The organism is Motiliproteus sp. MSK22-1, assembly GCF_001968815.1.
GTDB lineage: Bacteria > Pseudomonadota > Gammaproteobacteria > Pseudomonadales > Balneatricaceae > Motiliproteus.
The window spans coordinates 191,147-210,202 of sequence record NZ_MIEQ01000027.1; the positions used below are offsets into that span (position 1 = coordinate 191,147).

A 19,056-nucleotide genomic window follows, 5' to 3' on the forward strand; every position below is an offset into this window, starting at 1 on the left:
CTGCTCGCTATTTTGCTCTGTTTTGGCCACTCCAAAGCACAGCGTTAGAGCGCATTGGTCGATAGGTATAGTTTAAATAACGATTCTCAGGAGAGACGCGAATGTTGATGCATATTCCGACGGCGGTCGTAGCAGTTATTTTTTTATTCATGCCCCCCATGGTGATTGCGCAAGATATTGATGGCATCGTCGAACATCCAATGATCAAACGCTATCCTGGGCAAGTCATCGCGTGGCAACACATTGAAAACTACCAGCCCTACAAGGTTGCTGTGGGTCCGGTAACCGGTTACCGGTCGATCACCGATTGGATCGAGACAGAGGGTCGGGTGACCCGAACCTTCTACAAATATGAGGGGGAGGACCGGACCTATTCCGAGGTTTACAAGAATTATCGCGACGCGCTGAAGGCCGAGGGCTTCGAGATTCTCGGTGAAGGTATGTTTGCAGATCGTAAAGGCTCGGCCATCGGCTCTCGGCAATGGATGGAAGTTACATTTCGCGCTAATCCTGCAACCAAGCCTGGCGCAGTGGGAACGATGTTTTCGGGCACATCTTCGTCGGGTGGCGCAGGTGCTATCGTCGCCAGGAAAGAACGTGCGGTGGGCACCGCCTATCTCGTTGTTTATGTCGAACAGCACTCGAAGAACTACATCGGCACATTAGTAGATATTGTTGAAGTCGAGGCTGCCGAAACAGGGCTCGTTGTTGTTGATGCTGAAGCCCTGGGATCTGATATAGAAGAATATGGTCGCGTTGTGCTAGAGGGGATCGTATTCGACTTTGACAAGGCCACACTCAAGCCTGAATCAAAGGCTGCGCTCGATGTGATTGCCGGATACCTGAATAACAACCCGAAGAAAAGCTTTTATGTGGTTGGACACACTGATTCGAAGGGAAGCTTTGCTTACAACAGAAAACTATCTTCTGATCGGGCACAGGCCGTTGCAGATGCCCTGAAGAAGAACTACGGCATCGCATCGGAGCGGTTAGAACCACATGGCGTCGGGCCTCTTGTGCCGAAGTTCTCAAATCATAGCGATGTTGGTCAAGACAAGAACAGGCGGGTTGAACTCGTCGAAAGGTAAATGCAGTCCGGCCTTTGTCAAATTATTAGGTTCCTTAGCCCAGGAAATCAAAAAAGATTAAGGTTGGACCTGCTCAATTGCTTTGGGGTATTAATGTTCTTGGCTCGCTTTTTCGGTTTCTTATGCTCGCGTTGTCTTTGGAGCCAAAGAACAAACTGGTGCAATATCCGAGACATCTGAATGCGTAGATGGAGATACCGCGAACATCCGTGCATGGAAACGCGGATGCGCGATATCCGGAGAAAGGAGGCTGTAAATGTTTGAAAAATCCCTATCGTTTCAAATCTTTATATGGATATCGACCGATTTAACGGATCGACAAACCGAGCCTGCGTGATATACAAATGTTATGGTTCTAGGAGAAAGTGAAAAATGAAAGTTAATAGGATAGTTTCGAATATAGAAACCTCGCAGTTAGTTAATGCTGGGGCTTTCTACAAGGATATTCTAGGTCTTGAACTTCTCATGGATCACGGTTGGATTCAAACTTATGGCTCATCTTCAAAAATGTCCCTCCAAATAAGCCTTGCTTCAGAAGGTGGTTCAGGTACTCCAGTACCTGATTTGTCCATTGAGGTTGACGATCTTGATGCGGTTTTATTGGCTGTCCAACAAGCCGGTTATAAAATTGAGTACGGCCCAGAGAGTGAGCCTTGGGGTGTCCGAAGGTTTTATGTTCGCGATCCTTTTGATAAATTATTGAATATTTTGCAACATCAATAAATCAAACCATAACAAGTTGCTGCATCGGAAAAACTACTCGCTACCGCTAGAGACCCGTGTCAGAGAGCAAATGTTGCTAATATACTGGTGAAAACTGCGGATGAATCTCGCGCAATACCTCTTTTTTTATTCCGCTGGAGGCCCCGCCAGATACTGATAAGCCTCGGCCCTGAGTTTCTTCACAATAGGGTAGCTATCTTGGTCATGTTGTGGGCAGATAAAGAGAAGTGATCCGAACGTTGAGCAAAAGTCAGGTTCTGAATCGTAGGTAAATGGAGGCGGAATCAACTGGGCAGAGGGTCCTTTAAGGCCTTCCACCCAAGATTCTGTCGGCCAGGATTTAGCGGCCTTGGGATAGCGTGCCTCCCAGGCATCGGCCAGTCGTAACGCCTCGGTAATATCCTCTTTGGATACTCGCCCGGAGGATTCCAGATGATCGACAGCATAGCTGGCAAAACCGGAGTAACTAAAGTTCTCTTTTACTCGTCGAAGGCCAATACATGCCACATATAGGCTGAAACCGAATCAAAAGAGTACTTTCTGAAGGCTTTGCCGATCTGAAAGAGTGCTTCAGGGTGACCCTGTAAGGCTGCCTTGTAATACCAGCTAAAAGCTTTTCGTAAGACGGGTTGGCGTTCTTTAAACCGAAGAGAACCGCTATTATCGAGGGCAACAGCATATTTAAACTGAGCCACCGCATTACCCTGTAATCCGGCTTTTTCTGCCCAAGCCAGGGCTTTTTTCTCATTCGATAAAGGGTTGTCGGGGCTTTTGTAATATACGGCTGCTAAAGCCAGTTGCGCGGCGGCGTCACCGGCATCCGCACAGGGCTGAATCATCTCCCGTGCTTTATGCACTTTTTTGTACGGATCTTTTTGATAAATAACTCGGAGGGTTTCGTTAACCAGCTCTCCAGTACAATTTAAGCGGTCTTTTTCTGTTACCGTTATGACCGACTCCGTCTCCTTTTGATTGATCGCTTGGCTGGCGGCATATACTGGCGTGGCCGATAGCCAACCGATAAATAGACCTGCGATTAACTGCGTGTTGCCCATATCACCTCCTCTGCCAGTGTTAATGCCTGGATGACCTGACTATTTAGCCCTTGCGCAAAGGACCCAGCCAAAGCATCCAAGGTGCTGTTGTTTCGCTGATTGTTCCAGATATAGGTTTCTGTGGAGCCAAATACAGGAACCGTTGTATTGCGTTAACAGCAGGTTCGACCAGAGGGGTGTGAGGGGTACAGCTTGCGGAGAGTGTGACAAACGGCATATTTACTTCCTTATAGGGGGTTAGTCTAGCAATTCCTTGCTTAGTGATTTAGCTTGAATGTTGCTTAGAAATCTATCTTTTCTGGATTCGCCGCACATCCTATCAGCAGATTAAATGACAATCAATCCTGATTCAGGGAAAAGCTGAGTAAAAAATAATCGTGAATCTGGCAGAGAAAAGGGTTTGTTCCAGTTAACCGGTATTTACACCTGGTCGGACTTTGAGTTTACCGGACGCTTAGTCTGCTATCCAAAATGAGAGCGTTTTCAGTTTTAGCCCAGATATAAGCTCAGTTATTGTAGCAACAGGAATTTGCTACGCGACGAGACTCAAGGATATATCAGTGGACTTCCTTATTATTTAGGGGGCCTGCGCTTAGCTCAATGTGGTAACAATCGAGAGGCTTGTTTTTTCGAGCCAGAGGATTATCAGTTTTATCGCTGTTTTTACTTGAATAATTGACATTCACACCTGCCGATCATTGGGTAAAGGCAAATCCTTGATGCTTCAATTGAACTTGTATTGAAGCTTTGGTGTCTACCGCTGCTACCGATAATAAAAGAAATTTTCTATTGATCTGATTCGTTTGAGTCCCGTTACTGTTTATGTGTCTTTCTATAAGATGATGATATCTAAGAAATAATACCCTTTTTCTTTCCTCTTCTATTTTTTCTATACATATTCTCTATCAAGGGCAATCAGAATTTCGATTGTGTCTGATAAGAGGCTTGCCGTAGTTTGTGACTGGAGATTCTTTAGTACTGTGAAATACCTTTTCAAAAAAATAACAGATTAATCTGAGGTCACACATGATTAAGAAAACACTGGCTGTCTCTCTATTGACCGGGGCCATGGCACTGGCTGGTCAGGCGCAGGCTGCAAATACGATGGTCTATTGCTCCGAAGGAAGTCCAGAAGGTTTTAACGCCGCTCTGACCACTTCTGGTACGACAATGGATGCATCTTCCCGTCAGATTTATAACCGACTTTCTCAGTTTAAGATTGGCACCACTGAAGTGGTACCTGGCTTAGCTGAAAGCTGGGATGTATCTGCTGATGGCACTGAATACACTTTCCATCTGCGCAAGGGTGTTGACTTCCATACCACTAAATACTTCACTCCGGGTCGACAGTTTACGGCAGATGATGTTTTGTTCACTTTTGACCGTCAGCGCGATGAAAAACATCCTTATCATGATGTGAATGGTGGTACTTACGAGTATTTTGACGGCATGGATATGGGGAGCCTGATCAAGGATATCGTCAAAATAGACGATTACACGGTCAAGTTTATTCTAAACCGTCCAGAAGCCCCTTTCATTGCTAACCTCGCTATGGATTTTGCTTCGATCCTTTCCGCTGAATATGCTGATCAGCTGGCGACTTCAGGAAAACAAACCGAAATGAACTGGAAGCCTGTTGGTACCGGTCCTTTCGCATTTGTACAGTACAAGAAAGATGCTCTGATTCGCTATAAGGCGCATGATTCCTACTGGGGCGGTCGTCAGGATATTGATAACCTGGTGTTTGCAATTACTCCAGACGCTTCGGTTCGCTACCAGAAGGTGAAAGCCGGTGAGTGTCACCTGATGGCATATCCAAATCCAGCAGACCTGGGCATGATGGCTAAAGACAGCAGCATCAATCTGATGAAGCGAGAAGGTCTGAACGTTGGTTATCTGGGTTACAACACCGTAAAGCCTCCTTTTGACAATCCTAAGGTCCGTAAAGCGCTTAATATGGCAATCAACAAAGATGCCATCATTGACGCCGTTTTTAATGGTGTTGCGCAAGTTGCCAAAAACCCGCTGCCACCTACCATTTGGTCCTATAACGATAAGGTTGTTGATGACAGCTACAACCCCGAAATGGCCAAGAAGATGCTGATGGATGCAGGTGTTACCAGTCTTAAAACCAATGTCTGGGCAATGCCAGTACAGCGTCCCTACAACCCTAATGCTCGTCGTATGGCTGAGTTGATCCAGGCAGACTGGAAAAAAGTAGGTGTTGATGCGGAAATCGTGACTTACGAATGGGGTGAGTATCTGAAGCGTTCCAAGGCGGGTGAGCATGACTCAGTATTGCTGGGTTGGACCGGCGACAATGGTGATCCGGATAACTTCTTGCGGGTGCTGCTGGGTTGTCAGGCTGCCAACGGCGGAGCGAACCGTGCAAACTGGTGTAACAAGGAGTTTGATGATCTGCTGAACAAGGCGCTGGCCACTTCTGATCAGGCAGAGCGAACCAAATTGTACGAACAGGCTCAGCTTGTATTCAAGCGTGAAGCTCCTTGGGCGACTATCGCGCATTCTCTGGTCTTCAAGCCTGTGCGCAAAGAAGTTTCAGGGTTCAAAATTGATCCTCTTGGCGGTCACTATTTTGAAGGGGTTACCCTCAAGTAGGGCCTTGCCTGTCTAATTATCCGGCGGTCTAACCCGCCGGATTTCCTATATCCATGGAAGGATTATATGTCGTAAGGAGCCTTGGGTTGCGGTACGACATTCTGACTACCCCTCCAGCTTCGTGCCCAAAGAGTTTTAGGTTATGTTCAGCTTTCTTATCCATCGATTGATGATTCTGATCCCCACCTTTATAGGTGTGACACTCGCTGCGTTTGCGTTTATTCGAGTTATTCCTGGTGACCCCATATTGGTTATGGCAGGTGAACGAGGAATAACTCCTGAACGGCATGCAGAAATGATGACAGCTTTTGGCTTTGATAAGCCTATTTGGGAGCAGTACTTCAGTTATATCTGGCAGTTGTTGCAAGGTGATCTCGGTACATCAATTGTTACTAAACAACCTGTTCTTGAAGAATTTGCCGCGCTGTTTCCCGCGACGATTGAGCTATCAATTTGTGCTCTCATTGTTGCAACAGTAATTGGAATTCCAGCCGGAATTATTGCAGCAGTGAAGCGGGGTTCATTCTTTGATCACAGTTTAATGACGCTTTCACTGACTGGTTTTTCAATGCCTATCTTTTGGTGGGCGCTATTGTTGATTGTTTTCTTCTCTGGGTTTCTGGGTTGGACACCGGTGTCCGGGCGTATTTCTGTGATGTTTTACTTTGACAGTGTAACCGGCTTTATGCTGATAGACAGTTGGCTGTCAGGAGAAGAGGGTGCGTTTAAATCAGCGCTGAGTCACCTAATTCTTCCCTCTATTGCGTTGGGCACTATCCCAATGGCGGTGTTTGCACGACAAACACGTTCTGCGATGCTGGAAATTCTTAATGAAGACTTTATCAAGACTGCTCGGGCCAAGGGGCTCAGTAATTTCAGAGTTATCGTTGTTCACGCATTTCGTAATGCATTGATTCCTGTCATAACCGTCATTGGCCTGTCTGTTGGTGTGTTGCTGGCTGGTGCCATCTTGACCGAAACTATTTTCTCCTGGCCTGGCATTGGTAAGTGGATGGTTGATTCTATCTTCCGCAGGGACTATCCAGTGGTGCAGGGAGGTCTGATTTTGATTGCCGGTATTGTCATGATTATTAACCTCACGGTTGATCTTTGCTATGGCTTGATTGATCCACGTATCCGCAACAAGAGATAAGGTTATGTCTACTGAAACGTTAAATTATAGTCGTGACCGCAGTGCTCTGGCGGTGGTATTGAGTGATTTTTGGCACGAATTCAAACAGAACCATGGGGCTTTGGCCGGGTTGGTCGTAATGGGGCTGGTTGTTCTGATGGCCGTATTTGCCGATGTCATCGCTCCTCACTCCCCGATTGAACAATATCGAACAGCCATGCTGGTGCCACCGGTTTGGCAAGACGGTGGAAGCTGGGAATTTATATTGGGAACCGATAGTGTTGGTCGTGACCTGTTGTCGCGGCTTATTCACGGTTCTCGCTACTCATTGTATATTGGTCTGATTGTTATATTCATATCCTTGACTGTTGGGGTCATGCTGGGGCTGCTGGCTGCCTTCTTTAAAGGTTTTGTTGAAAACCTGATTATGCGGGCAATGGATATTATTCTGGCGTTCCCCAGCCTGTTGTTAGCTCTGGCGCTGGTCGCCATATTAGGGCCAAGTCTTGAAAATGCGATGGTAGCTATTGCCGTTGTCTTGATTCCTCATTTTGTTCGAATTACCCGAGCACAGGCGATTGCCGAGTTGGGTAAAGACTATGTTGCAGCCAGTCAGACCATGGGAGCAGGGGTCGGGAGGTTGATGTTCATCAACGTGCTGCCAAATTGCATGGCACCTCTGATTGTGCAGGCAACTCTGAGTTTTTCCACTGCGATTCTGGATGCTGCCGCATTAGGTTTTTTGGGTATGGGGGCGCAGCCGCCAACACCGGAATGGGGCAGTATGCTGGCAGTTGCTCGTGAATTTATTCTTACTGCTTCCTGGTTGGTGACTCTGCCGGGACTGGCTATCCTGATTACCGTGCTTTCAATTAATTTGATTGGCGATGGTTTACGAGATGCGCTGGATCCAAAAATGAAACGTGGCAAAGCTTAGGAACGGTGATTGAGATGAGCAATGAAACAATTCTAAAAATTGATAATCTTTCCGTTAGCTTGCCAAGCAGGGCTGATCGCGCCTTTGCGGTAGAAGAAGTTAGTTTTGAACTCTACGCCGGTGAAATCCTCTGTATTGTAGGAGAGTCTGGTTCGGGTAAGTCCATGGCATCCAATGCGGTTATGGGGCTATTGCCTAAGCCTCATGTTCGTCCGGTAAACGGTCGGATCATGTTTGAGAATCAAGATCTGCTGACCGTTTCTGATGCTGAGATGCAGAAGATTCGTGGTGGTCGTATCGGGATGATTTTTCAGGAGCCAATGACCGCTCTGAATCCCGTTATGAAGGTAGAAGATCAATTGGATGAAGTTTTCGTCTCTCATGGCAAATACAGTCGTGCAGAGCGAAAACAGCGCATTATTGAAATGCTTCGTGATGTTGGATTACCAGACCCGGAGATTATTGGTCGAAGCTATCCATTTGCCCTTTCAGGAGGTCAGCGCCAGCGGGTAATGATTGCTATGGCGTTGGCGTTAGAGCCTTCAGTACTGATAGCTGATGAGCCGACCACTGCTCTGGATGTGACCACTCAGGCGCAGATTTTGGGCTTGGTAAAAGATCTGCAGGAAAAACGAGGCATGGGAGTCATTTTTATCACTCATGACTTTGGTGTCGTTGCAGAGATTGCTGATCGGGTTATTGTCATGCAGACGGGACGTATTGTTGAGCAGGGGAGTGCAGAACAGGTTCTTAACAGTCCCAAGCACCCTTATACTCAAAAACTGATTGCAGCCGTTCCACATCTTGAAGCTGTGCACAAGAGCGCGAAAGAGCCTACCCCGGTCATTTCGGTAAAAAACCTGCAGAAAACCTATGGTGGTAACAGTGGTTTCTTTGGCGGAAAGGGACGTGTTGTTCATGCCACCAGAGACGTAAATTTTGAAATCTACAAAGGGGAAACATTAGGGTTGGTGGGCGAGTCTGGCTCTGGAAAGTCTACGGTTGGCCGTTGCCTGATTCGACTTCATGATGCTGATAGTGGGCAGATATTGTTTGATGGTAAGGATATTAATAGTTTGACGCTCAAGGAAATGATGCCTGTTCGTCGACATATTCAGATGATCTTCCAAGACCCCTATGCCTCTCTCAACCCGCGTCGAAAAATTGGTGATATTATTGTCGAGGGACCTGTCATTCATGGTGCTGTTAAGTCTGAGGCAATGAAGAAAGCTGGAGAACTTTTGGAGCTGGTTGGCTTGGATCCTTCGGCATTGAAGCGATACCCTCATGAATTTTCCGGTGGGCAGCGACAGCGTATTGGCATCGCCAGGGCGTTGGCGATGGACCCAAAACTGCTGATAGCCGATGAGGCGGTATCCGCTCTTGATGTTTCTGTTCAGGCTCAGGTTCTGGAGTTGCTGGATGAAATCAAGGAGAGACTGCATTTATCAATGCTGTTTGTTACACATGATCTTCGTGTGGCTGCAAAAATCTGTGACCGAATTGCTGTGATGCGATTAGGGGAAATTGTTGAATACGGAGAGACTTCCAAGGTTTTCAACAACCCTCAGCATCCATATACACGAGCCTTACTGGACGCCGTACCCGGCAAAGCGTGGGAAGGTCCACAGCTGGAAGAGCCTATTTCTGCTTGATTCAGGCCAAATGCTTTTTTCAACGTGTGTCACCTGAAAATTGATTCATGAGGTTGGCCAGGGAAGGCCTTTTTTACTCTCTACTTTTTACTACCCGTTCAGAGGGTAGCACTGGGGGGCCTGAGGTGATCGTTTTAAGTAGCAGGAATTCTTCGCTGAAGGTATGTTCAGGCGTTTCAGAGTAGACCGGCAATTTTTTTCTAGCAGTTTGATATATCTCGTATTTAGCAATCAGAAAAAAGACAGATTTAATAAAAGAGGACTTTCTATCCTTAGGGTAGTTGCCGTAATCTGTGTGGTAATTTAACAATAATAAGCTTATCAACCATACTCGGATTTCTAAAATGACTAGCCTTCGTTGTTTTTTTGCAGTCGTCGTCTTGGTGGTGTCACTCGTTTCGGCTGCTCAGGCTGTTACGCTGAAACTGGCCTATGCTGCAGATCCCGTATCTCTGGACCCGCACGAACAGCTATCGGGTGGAACTTTACAGTTCTCTCATATGGTTTTTGACCCATTGGTGCGCTGGACAAAGGACCAGCAGATTGAGCCAAGGTTGGCGGAAAGCTGGCAGAGAATAGATGCTTACACTCTTCGATTTAAACTTCGGCAGGGGGTTCGATTTCACACCGGCAATGAACTGACCTCTGAGGATGTTCGCTGGACATTGGAGCGCCTGCAACGAAGTGTTGATTTTAAGCCGGTGTTCGCGATGTTTGAAAAGGTCAGAGTGATTGATCAATATACATTTGATCTTATTACTCGTAACCCCTATCCGTTGGCCTTGCAGACGGCGACCTATATTTTTCCAATGGACTCCAGGTTTTATACCGGTGTTGATGAGAAGGGGCTGCCCAAGGCGCTACTGCGAAAGCATGGCAACACCTTTGCGTCAAAACATCTTTCCGGTACTGGACCCTATCTGGTCAGCCACCGGCAACAGGGGGTTCGTGTCGAATTTGATCGCTTTGCGGACTATTGGGATCGTCAATCGCAAGGGAATGTCAGCCGAATAATACTGACGCCTATAAAAAGTGATCCGACACGGGTTGCCGCATTGTTATCGGGGGATGTGGATGTTATTTCGCCTGTTCCTCCAAATGATCATGTCAGAATTCGTAACCACGATCGCCTTGATTTAGTGACTTTACCGAGTACACGGATTATTACCCTGCAATTGAATCAACAGCGCCGAAAGGAGTTCAGGGACTTGCGGGTCCGTCAGGCCATTGTCAATGCGATCAACAATGAGGGGATCGTTAAGAAAATTATGAAAGGTTTTGCCACCGCTGCCGGCCAGCAGAGCCCGAAAAGTTTTGTTGGACACAAGGAAAGCCTGAAGCCGCGTTACGATTTAAAGCGGGCGCGACAGTTAATGAAGGAAGCAGGCTATGAAAGCGGTTTCTCGGTGACGATGGTTACGCCCAACAATCGTTATGTGAATGATGCCAAAATAGCACGCGCGGTGGTGTCGATGTTGGCAAAAATTAATATTCAGGTTGATCTCAGAACTATTCCAAAGGCTCAGTTTTGGGCGGAACTGGATGCTCGGTCAGCGGATATTATGATGGTCGGTTGGCGTTCTGATACCGAGGATTCGGCTAATTTCAGTGAATTTCTGATTATGTGCCCTAATCCGGAAACAGGCGCTGGGCAATATAACAGCGGTAGTTACTGCAATCCGGAAGTTGATCGGCTGGTGATGCAAAGCAGTTCTGAAATCGATAAAGATAAGCGACGGTCGCAGCTCCAGAAAGTTGAGCAGATTCTATATGACGATGCTGCCTTCGTGCCATTGCATTGGCAGAAAATGGCTTGGGGAGTCGATAAAAAGGTTAAGATCGAACCGGTGTTAAATGTAATGAATTTGCCCTATCTGGGGGATTTGGTGGTAACTGAGTGAATACTGATCGTAAAGTGAATACTGGGCTATGGTAGCGTTTTTGATACGGCGATTGATACAGGCATTTATCGTTATGTTTGTGGTCAGTCTTATCGGTTTTGCGATACAGAGCAGCCTCGGAGATCCCCTGCGTGAACTGGTGGGACAATCTGTCTCTGAACAACAGCGCGAGACACTTCGGGATGAAATGGGATTAAACGATCCTTTCTTTACTCAGTATCTGAGGTTCGGGGAAAAAGTGCTCAAGGGGGACTTGGGGACTTCTTATTTCTTCAAGCAGCCGGCATTGGAGGTCATTCTTAATAAGTTGCCTGCCACCCTGGAGCTGGTCTTTGGCGCAGTGATGATTATATCGATATTTTCCATCCCGCTGGGAGTCTACACCGCAATTCGGCCCTATAACTGGGTGTCCCGATTAGTCATGGGGTTTAGTTTGATTGGTATTTCGGTGCCAGTATTTCTTACCGGCATCTTGCTGACCTATTTATTTGCTGTTGAACTCAGCTGGCTTCCTTCTTTTGGCCGTGGGGAAACAGTGGTTTTGTTCGGAAGTTGGGAGACGGGGTATTTTACTCGTGATGGGTTGCTGCATCTGTTGTTGCCCTGTATCACCCTTGCTTCAATTATGCTGCCGCTGTTTATTCGCTTGATTCGAGCTGAAATGATGGAGGTGCTATCGCTGGATTACGTGAAATTTGCCAAATCAAAAGGTTTATCGCCATTACGTATTTGGTTGGTACATGGGCTTAAAAATACCATGCTGCCCATTATCACGGTGGGTGGAATGCAAATAGGTACGATGGTGGCGTATACCATTGTTACAGAAACTATTTTTCAGTGGCCAGGAATGGGTTTTCTCTTCCTGGAGGCAGTGAATCGGGTCGATACACCGTTGATCGTCGCCTATCTGATTGTGGTTGGAGCTATCTTTGTAATAACCAACACACTGGTTGATTTGATCTACGGTCTGGTCAATCCAACTGTCAAGTTAGCAAGGCAATAGGAGTCGATAGATGAATAATGCTGAGCTTAATCCAATAAAAGACCGATCTATGGTTGAGTCTGCTGTAGTCGGGAATAAAGGTGTTCTCCGGGCTCAGCTGATCGATGGTTTCAAGCGGGATAAATTTATAATTTTTTGCTTTTCTCTTCTGCTTGTTTATCTGTTGGCAAGCTTGTTTGCCCCTGTAATTGCGCCCTTTAATCCTTATGATCTTAGTCAGGTTGATATTCTCGATGCTGAGTTACCACCTCTGTGGGAGGAAGGGGGAGATCCCCGATTCCTTCTGGGGACTGATGCTCAAGGGCGAGATATGTTCAGTACAATCCTTTACGGAACGCGAATTTCCCTGTTGATTGGTGTAGGGGCGGTGCTGTTACAAACGCTACTGGGCGTTGCAATCGGCCTGACCGCTGGATACTTCGGTGGCAAGGTTGACAGTCTTTTAATGCGAATTGCCGATATTCAACTCAGTTTTTCGACCCTGATGGTAGCCATTATTGCAGCAGCGGTGTTTAGAGCTGCATTCGGTGAGGAACTTTACGGTGAGCTAGCCGTGGTTATCCTGATTTTAGTTATTGGCACCGTTGAATGGCCACAGTTTGCCCGGACCGTGAGGGCATCTGTTCTGGCTGAAAAACAGAAAGAATACGTCGAAGCTGCACGAGTAATGGGGTTTGGGAGTAGTCGAATCATGTGGAGACATATTCTGCCGAATACTCTTTCACCTCTGTTGGTTATTTTTACGCTTCAGATCGCGAATGCAATCATTGCAGAGGCCTCCTTGTCGTTTCTTGGCTTGGGCATGCCGGTCAGTGAGCCATCGCTTGGCGCGCTGATCTCCAGTGGGTTCGAGTATATTTTCAGTGAGTCCTGGTGGATTGCAGTTATTCCGGGAGTCGTACTGGTTCTGCTGATTTTGGTGATCAACCTGCTAGGGGATTGGCTTCGCGATATGCTTAACCCCAAGTTTTACAGGATGTGAACATGGCGTTACTTGAAGTAAGAAATCTGGAAGTCAGCTTTCGTACCCGCGAGGGAATAATTAAACCACTGCGTGATGTCAGCTTTACACTGAACCAAGGAGAGCGACTCGGTATCATTGGTGAAAGTGGTGCGGGTAAGTCGATACTGGCATTTGCCATTTTAAATCTGCTGAGTCGTCCTGGGTATATTAGTGGTGGACAGGTTTTATTTGATAACCAGGACTTAGCCACTCTCAGCGAAAAAAGACTGAGAAGTATTCGGGGTAGCAGGGTTGCTATGATATTTCAGGACCCGATGACCACTCTGAACCCTGTCATGACCATTGGCCAGCAGATGATCGAGTCTTTGCGGGCGCATCGTAAAATCAGTCGCAAAGATGCTCGTGTTATTGCGATCCAGAAACTGAAACAGGTACAAATCCCTTCTCCTGCAACCCGAATTGATCAATATCCTCATGAGCTGTCTGGCGGTATGCGCCAGAGAGTAACTATCGCCATTGCTCTGCTGTTAGATCCGCTGTTAATTATTGCCGATGAGCCGACGACAGCATTGGATGTAACAATCCAGGCTGAGATCATCAGCTTATTGCTTGATCTCTGTGTGTCTAACAATGTGGGGCTGGTGCTGATTACTCATGATCTCTGTGTTCTGTCTCAGATGACGCGTCGAATGATTGTTATGTATGCCGGGCGTATTGTTGAGCAGGGACCAACAAAGGAGATAATAAATGATGCTCAGCATCCTTATACACAAGGACTGATCAATGCGTTACCGCAATTGTCGATTCCCGGAACAGAGTTAAAACAGATTCCGGGGGCGGTTCCCGGTTTGCAGCATGTTCCATCCGGTTGTGCGTTTAATCCAAGATGCGAGTTTTCCATGGATATCTGTACTCGTGTCGAACCTGGATTTACCTGTTCCGGCGGTTGTTCTGTAGCCTGTCACATGGTTGAGGAGCTGGTGAACAGTATGGGAGAAGACCTGTGAAGGATAGGCAGGAACTACCGGTAATCGATGATCAAGAGGTGTTGTCGAACACTGGTCAATCTCTGGGTAAAAAGATCCCGCTTGTCTCAGATACCCTTCCTTTGTTACAGGTTAAAGAGCTGAAGAAAAACTTCGACTTATCCGGGGATTTGCTTGATCAGTTCAGATTTCGTGGTGGAAGAATCATTCGCCATAAACGTTATATTCATGCGGTTAATGATGTCAGTCTGGAGGTGATGCCAGGCGAAGCCCTTTGTGTTGTTGGGGAGAGTGGCTGCGGCAAGTCTACCGTTGCGCGATTGGTGATGGGGCTGCTGCGTCCCACCCGGGGCAGCATTTACTATCGGGGACAGCGGATTGACAAGCTTTCTGAGAAGGCTTTACTGCCGTATCGCAAGAAAATGCAAATGATCTTTCAAAATCCCTATGCGTCACTGAATCCGAGAATGACCATTGATCAGGCGTTGCTAGAACCGATTCGGTTTCACAACCCTGATATGACGGAAGGGGAGCTTAGAGAGCGAAAATCAGAAGTGATTAAATCCGTCGGCATGGATCCCTCATGGGGGAATCGTTATCCCCATGAATTTTCCGGAGGTCAAAGGCAACGGATTTCAATAGCGCGTGCGCTTATGGTGGACCCTGAGTTTATCGTTGCAGACGAACCGCTTTCTGCTCTTGATGTGTCGATACAGGCTCAGGTGCTGAACTTGCTTAGAAAAGCGCAACAACAACGAGGCCTGACTTATTTGTTTATTACTCACGACCTGGCGGTGGTGGAGCATTTTGGTTCTCGGGTTGCCGTTATGTATCTGGGCACAGTCTGTGAGGTTGCTGCGACAAAAACACTGTTTTCAACCCCTAAACACCCCTACACACAAGCACTGCTAAGCTCAGTGCCCAGACTCTGGGATGATCAGCCAAGACATATTTCTCTGCCAGGGGAGGTTCCCACTCAAATTGGTCAACCTAAAGGCTGCGTATTTCAGGGGCGCTGTCCGCATGCGAATGATCGCTGTCGCCGTTATTCACCTCAGCTTAATGCTCAGAGTGATGGCAGTTTGGTCGCCTGTCATGGCATTGAGGAGGGACGGATCTGAACATTGATTTTGACTGGGAATAACAAAAAGAGTGCATGGATTCAGATTACTTTGCTGCTTTTGGCAGGGATATAGACATAAATAGAGAGCCTTCAACGGTAGGCAAAATATTAAGGATATTTTAATGATCACCATCAACCAGAACTTCGACTCCGGCAATATTGAAATTATTGACCTTCAGAACCCTGAGAATATACAGCTGAATATTCGTAGAGATCGGGATTCTGAATTTTTCCAATGGTTTCACTTTCGTTTGCTTGGTGCTAAAGGGCAATCCTGCCGGATGCGTTTAATGAACGCATCTGAAGCTGCCTTTCCTGGTGGGTGGGAAAACTACCATGCTGTGGCCTCTTATGACCGGCAGGAATGGTTCCGAGTCGAGAGTCATTATGATGGCAAGGAGCTGGTTATTGAGCACCAGCCTGAAGTTGATAGTATTTATTATGCCTATTTTGCTCCTTATAGCTGGGAACGCCATCAGGACTTGGTGAGCTGGACTCAGCAGTCTCCGCTATGTCAGTTGCATAGTCTCGGCAGAACCCTGGATGGTCACGATGTTGATTTGCTGAAAATAAGTGAAGAGCAGGGAGCAGAGCAGTCTGAAAAGAGAAAAATCTGGATTACTGCCCGTCAGCATCCTGGTGAAAGCATGGCTGAGTGGTTTATGGAAGGCGTTATTGGACGGCTATTGGATCCTGCTGATCCTGTCGCTCGTTTATTATTGCAGAATGCAGACTTCTACCTGGTGCCGAATATGAACCCTGATGGCAGTATCCGGGGCCATCTTAGAACGAATGCCATAGGAGTTAATCTGAATCGCGAATGGCATGCACCGAGTCTTGAACGTAGTCCGGAAGTCTTTTGTGTGATGGAGAAGATGATTCAAACAGGTGTGGATCTATTCCTTGATGTCCATGGTGATGAAGCACTGCCTTACAACTTTGTCGCCGGCTGTGAAGCGAATCCTGGCTACAGTCAACGGATTTCTTCTCTTGAAGAGATGTTTAAAAGTCATTACATGCTGGCAAGTCCTGACTTTCAGGTAGAGCAGGGATACGGTAAAAGTAAATTTGGAGAAGAAACCTTGACTCTGGCCTGCAATCAGGTGGGACAACGTTTTGATTGTCTGTCCTTCACTATTGAAATGCCTTTTAAAGACAATGCAGATCATCCTGACCCGGTTCAGGGATGGTCGCCTGAGCGAAGTCAAAAACTGGGTGAGGCTGTTCTGCAGCCCATTCTTGCGGTAATCGATCAGGTGCGATGAGCAGCCTTATGGTGGATGTTCCAGTGCAAAGAGAAGGCTCATTTCCCCGGATTATCAGCCTTGGGCCTTTCTTCGATCTTGTAGGTGAAAAAGATGATTGTTTTCAGCTGCTTAAATAGTTCGTTGAGATCTTCCAAAGAGGCTGCCTGATGGAGATACGTTGGTTGGAGGATTTTCGTGCGCTTGCGCGCACCCGCCATTTCTCCAGGGCAGCTGATGAGCAGAACATTACTCAACCGACCTTCAGCCGTCGCATAAAAATGTTGGAGGAGGAGATGGGAGTGATGCTGATTGATCGGGAAACGCTTCCTCTATCCCTGACACCTGCGGGAAAATTGTTTCTTGAGGCTTCAGAAAAAATTACACGGTTACTGAAAGAAACCAAAGATGGTTGTTTGGAGCTGGAACGTGCTGAAGCTGAAAAGCTGCGTTTTGCTACTAATCAAACATTGTATTTGAGTTTTTTTCAGGGCTGGCTGGATTCTCTGGAAACAGATATTGAGCTTGGCGTTAATCTTAAGGCTACGTCCTGGGTCGGACGACAGTTGATCCAGGCGCTGGAGCATGGAGAGTGTGACCTTATTTTATGTTATTGGTCACCTGTGATTGATTTCCTGCAGCCGCTTGAAACATATGAATACCAGCACCTGGTACTGGCAAGTGAAACCCTGATGCCAGTCACTGCACTCGATCGCAGTGGTGAGCCGAAATTCTTGCTACCCGGTTCAAAGAAGACTCCTTTACCTTACATCAACTACAACGATCAGACTTTTATACGCCAGGTTTTGGAGAGCCATTTTCGCAAAAATACGCTGCAAATGCCGAATCTCCTGAATATTAATGAAAATTCCCAGGCAATCAGTGTTAAAGCGATGATTGCTCAGGGTTATGGAGTCGGTTGGCTACCTTCCCGCTTACTGTCCAGTGGAGGAGATCAAGGATTGGTAGCTGCGGGAGATGAATCCTGGCAATTCCCGCTGCAGATCCGACTTTACCGATCCAGAAATAACAGCCATAGCAAAATGGCGGAGCTTTGGACGCAGGTTGAAAAGAGTGTAAAACAGCAAACTGTTAGCTTGTGACTGCTTTGGTGATGCGGATTCTATCCCCTTGAGCTCGTGCTCTGGATCGACTGTTTCTGATAGGTCATCGCCGACTGCGGTTAATGGTGAATCGCTTTTTATTAAACAGCAATGAATGGAATATACTGATGTTGAGTTCAATGCAGTCAATAGAATCGCTTTATTGCGATCATATATATCAATTGCAATCCCGCTATGATCGATTGCTGGATGAGCAGGGATATGATGGACTATTAATCCATGCTGGCAGTACTCAAAGCTATTATTTGGATGACAATCACCGTCCGTTCAAGACCAATCCGCATCTGCTCGCCTGGGCACCCTTAACTCATCATCCAGAGTGTTGCTTGTTGATCAGGCCTGGCTATGCCCCCAGGTTGTTCTATTACAATCCTACAGACTTCTGGTATAAGCCAGCGGGAGCCCCTGACGGATTCTGGACCAAGTATTTTGATATTGAAATAATGGACAAGCCTGATCAGGTGAGTCGGGGGCTGGAAGGGAATAAGAACATTGCTTTTTTTGGGGAACGTGCTGATCTGGCAGAAAAATGGGGTCTGACGGATATCAACCCCAAGCCGCTGTTATCGGCACTGCATTGGTATCGTGCATGCAAAACAGATTATGAAGTTGAATGCTTACGTCGAGCCAACGATATTGCTGCCAAAGGGCATCTCTTAGCGGAAAGAACTTTTCGTAATGGAGCGAGTGAATTTGAGATTCAAATGGCCTACCTGAGCGCTACCCGCCAACGAGAGTCCGAACTCCCTTACGGTAATATTGTGGCGCTTAATGAAAATGCCTCAGTGTTGCATTATCAGTACTATCAGTGCCTGAAACCAGACCTGTGCCATTCATTTCTTATTGACGCCGGGGCTGCTTACAACGGCTATGCTTCCGACGTGACTCGTACCTATTGCCAGGATATCGAGATGTTAGGGAAAGATGATTCCGGAGCCCGTAATCTCGATTTACATGAAAGTGTGTTTTCAGCGCTAATCGATGCGTTGGATTCTGCTCAACAACGGCTTATCGGATCGATAAAACCGGGTCAAAGCTTTATCAAACTTCACCAGCAAATGTGCCTGGATATTGGAGCCATACTACAACAGCATAAATTGGTGAATGCGAGTGCGGAGGCCCAGCTGCATCAGGGTATTCTCAGAGCTTTCTTTCCTCATGGTTTAGGTCATTTACTGGGCCTTCAGGTGCATGATGTCGGTGGACTTCAGGCGGATGCTAATGGAACCCCCGCTTTGGCTCCTGACGATTATCCCTTTTTGCGTCTTACGCGAACACTGGAGACCGGAATGGTATTCACCATCGAGCCGGGAATCTACCTGATTGATTCGTTGCTGGCTGAGTTAAAGGCTGGCAGTGCTGCATCCGCGGTGAATTGGAGTATGGTTGATAGTTTGCGCCCCTTTGGTGGGATACGAATTGAAGACAATATTCACCTGACGGCGTCTGGATGTGAAAATCTTACACGAAATTCACTGGCAGCACTGGGAAAAGTCTAGATT

General features: G+C 47.0%; 16 protein-coding genes. 14 read left to right on the forward strand and 2 right to left on the reverse strand.

Annotated features, from left to right (window positions below):
* The first annotated feature begins 101 nt into the window (after window positions 1-101).
* Both BGP75_RS07040 and BGP75_RS07045 read left to right on the forward strand, forming a co-directional pair.
* Window positions 102-1,088 carry an OmpA family protein gene (locus BGP75_RS07040; protein ID WP_076717028.1) on the forward strand — a complete coding sequence of 329 codons (987 nt, stop codon included), beginning with the start codon at window positions 102-104 and terminating at the stop codon, window positions 1,086-1,088.
* 372 nt (window positions 1,089-1,460) lie between these two features.
* The gene (locus tag BGP75_RS07045; RefSeq protein WP_076717031.1) at window positions 1,461-1,811 is read left to right on the forward strand and encodes a VOC family protein; all 351 of its coding nucleotides are present in this window, start codon (window positions 1,461-1,463) and stop codon (window positions 1,809-1,811) included.
* Window positions 1,812-1,937: 126 nt separating this feature from the next.
* Here BGP75_RS07045 and BGP75_RS07050 read toward each other — a convergent pair whose 3' ends face one another.
* Both BGP75_RS07050 and BGP75_RS07055 read right to left on the reverse strand, forming a co-directional pair.
* On the reverse strand, window positions 1,938-2,318 hold the full coding sequence (locus tag BGP75_RS07050; RefSeq protein WP_076717034.1) for a hypothetical protein: 381 nt from the start codon (window positions 2,316-2,318) through the stop codon (window positions 1,938-1,940).
* Window positions 2,291-2,866: a sel1 repeat family protein gene (locus tag BGP75_RS07055; RefSeq protein ID WP_076717036.1), complete on the reverse strand. Its 576-nt coding sequence runs from the start codon at window positions 2,864-2,866 to the stop codon at window positions 2,291-2,293. The genes BGP75_RS07050 and BGP75_RS07055 overlap by 28 nt, the downstream gene beginning before the upstream one ends.
* Before the next feature lie 1,026 nt (window positions 2,867-3,892).
* Between BGP75_RS07055 and BGP75_RS07060 the strand changes: the two genes are divergently transcribed.
* From BGP75_RS07060 to pepQ, 12 genes are all read left to right on the forward strand, one after another.
* A complete protein-coding gene (locus BGP75_RS07060) occupies window positions 3,893-5,485 on the forward strand; it encodes an ABC transporter substrate-binding protein (RefSeq protein WP_143821001.1) in 1,593 nt (530 codons plus the stop codon).
* A 142-nt stretch (window positions 5,486-5,627) separates the two neighbouring features.
* Window positions 5,628-6,638, forward strand: coding sequence for an ABC transporter permease subunit (locus tag BGP75_RS07065; protein ID WP_076717040.1), 1,011 nt, complete (start codon window positions 5,628-5,630; stop codon window positions 6,636-6,638).
* Window positions 6,639-6,642: 4 nt separating this feature from the next.
* The gene (locus BGP75_RS07070; RefSeq protein ID WP_076717042.1) at window positions 6,643-7,554 is read left to right on the forward strand and encodes an ABC transporter permease subunit; all 912 of its coding nucleotides are present in this window, start codon (window positions 6,643-6,645) and stop codon (window positions 7,552-7,554) included.
* A gap of 14 nt (window positions 7,555-7,568) precedes the next feature.
* Window positions 7,569-9,209 (forward strand): ABC transporter ATP-binding protein, encoded by a 1,641-nt coding sequence (locus BGP75_RS07075; RefSeq protein WP_076717045.1) that lies wholly within the window; start codon window positions 7,569-7,571, stop codon window positions 9,207-9,209.
* 344 nt (window positions 9,210-9,553) lie between these two features.
* Window positions 9,554-11,110 carry an ABC transporter substrate-binding protein gene (locus tag BGP75_RS07080; protein ID WP_076717048.1) on the forward strand — a complete coding sequence of 519 codons (1,557 nt, stop codon included), beginning with the start codon at window positions 9,554-9,556 and terminating at the stop codon, window positions 11,108-11,110.
* A gap of 28 nt (window positions 11,111-11,138) precedes the next feature.
* Window positions 11,139-12,113 carry an ABC transporter permease gene (locus BGP75_RS07085; protein ID WP_076717051.1) on the forward strand — a complete coding sequence of 325 codons (975 nt, stop codon included), beginning with the start codon at window positions 11,139-11,141 and terminating at the stop codon, window positions 12,111-12,113.
* Window positions 12,114-12,162: 49 nt separating this feature from the next.
* Window positions 12,163-13,095, forward strand: coding sequence for an ABC transporter permease (locus BGP75_RS07090; protein WP_076717633.1), 933 nt, complete (start codon window positions 12,163-12,165; stop codon window positions 13,093-13,095).
* Window positions 13,096-13,097: 2 nt separating this feature from the next.
* Entirely contained in the window at window positions 13,098-14,084 is a 987-nt protein-coding gene (locus BGP75_RS07095) for an ABC transporter ATP-binding protein (protein ID WP_076717053.1), read from the forward strand.
* Between the two features lie 41 nt (window positions 14,085-14,125).
* Window positions 14,126-15,184 carry an ABC transporter ATP-binding protein gene (locus BGP75_RS07100; RefSeq protein WP_076717635.1) on the forward strand — a complete coding sequence of 353 codons (1,059 nt, stop codon included), beginning with the start codon at window positions 14,126-14,128 and terminating at the stop codon, window positions 15,182-15,184.
* Window positions 15,185-15,308: 124 nt separating this feature from the next.
* Window positions 15,309-16,451 (forward strand): M14-type cytosolic carboxypeptidase, encoded by a 1,143-nt coding sequence (locus tag BGP75_RS07105; RefSeq protein ID WP_198939291.1) that lies wholly within the window; start codon window positions 15,309-15,311, stop codon window positions 16,449-16,451.
* Between the two features lie 149 nt (window positions 16,452-16,600).
* On the forward strand, window positions 16,601-17,533 hold the full coding sequence (locus BGP75_RS07110) for a LysR family transcriptional regulator (protein ID WP_076717056.1): 933 nt from the start codon (window positions 16,601-16,603) through the stop codon (window positions 17,531-17,533).
* Between the two features lie 128 nt (window positions 17,534-17,661).
* Window positions 17,662-19,053: a Xaa-Pro dipeptidase gene (pepQ, locus tag BGP75_RS07115; protein ID WP_233152868.1), complete on the forward strand. Its 1,392-nt coding sequence runs from the start codon at window positions 17,662-17,664 to the stop codon at window positions 19,051-19,053.
* Window positions 19,054-19,056 lie beyond the last annotated feature (3 nt).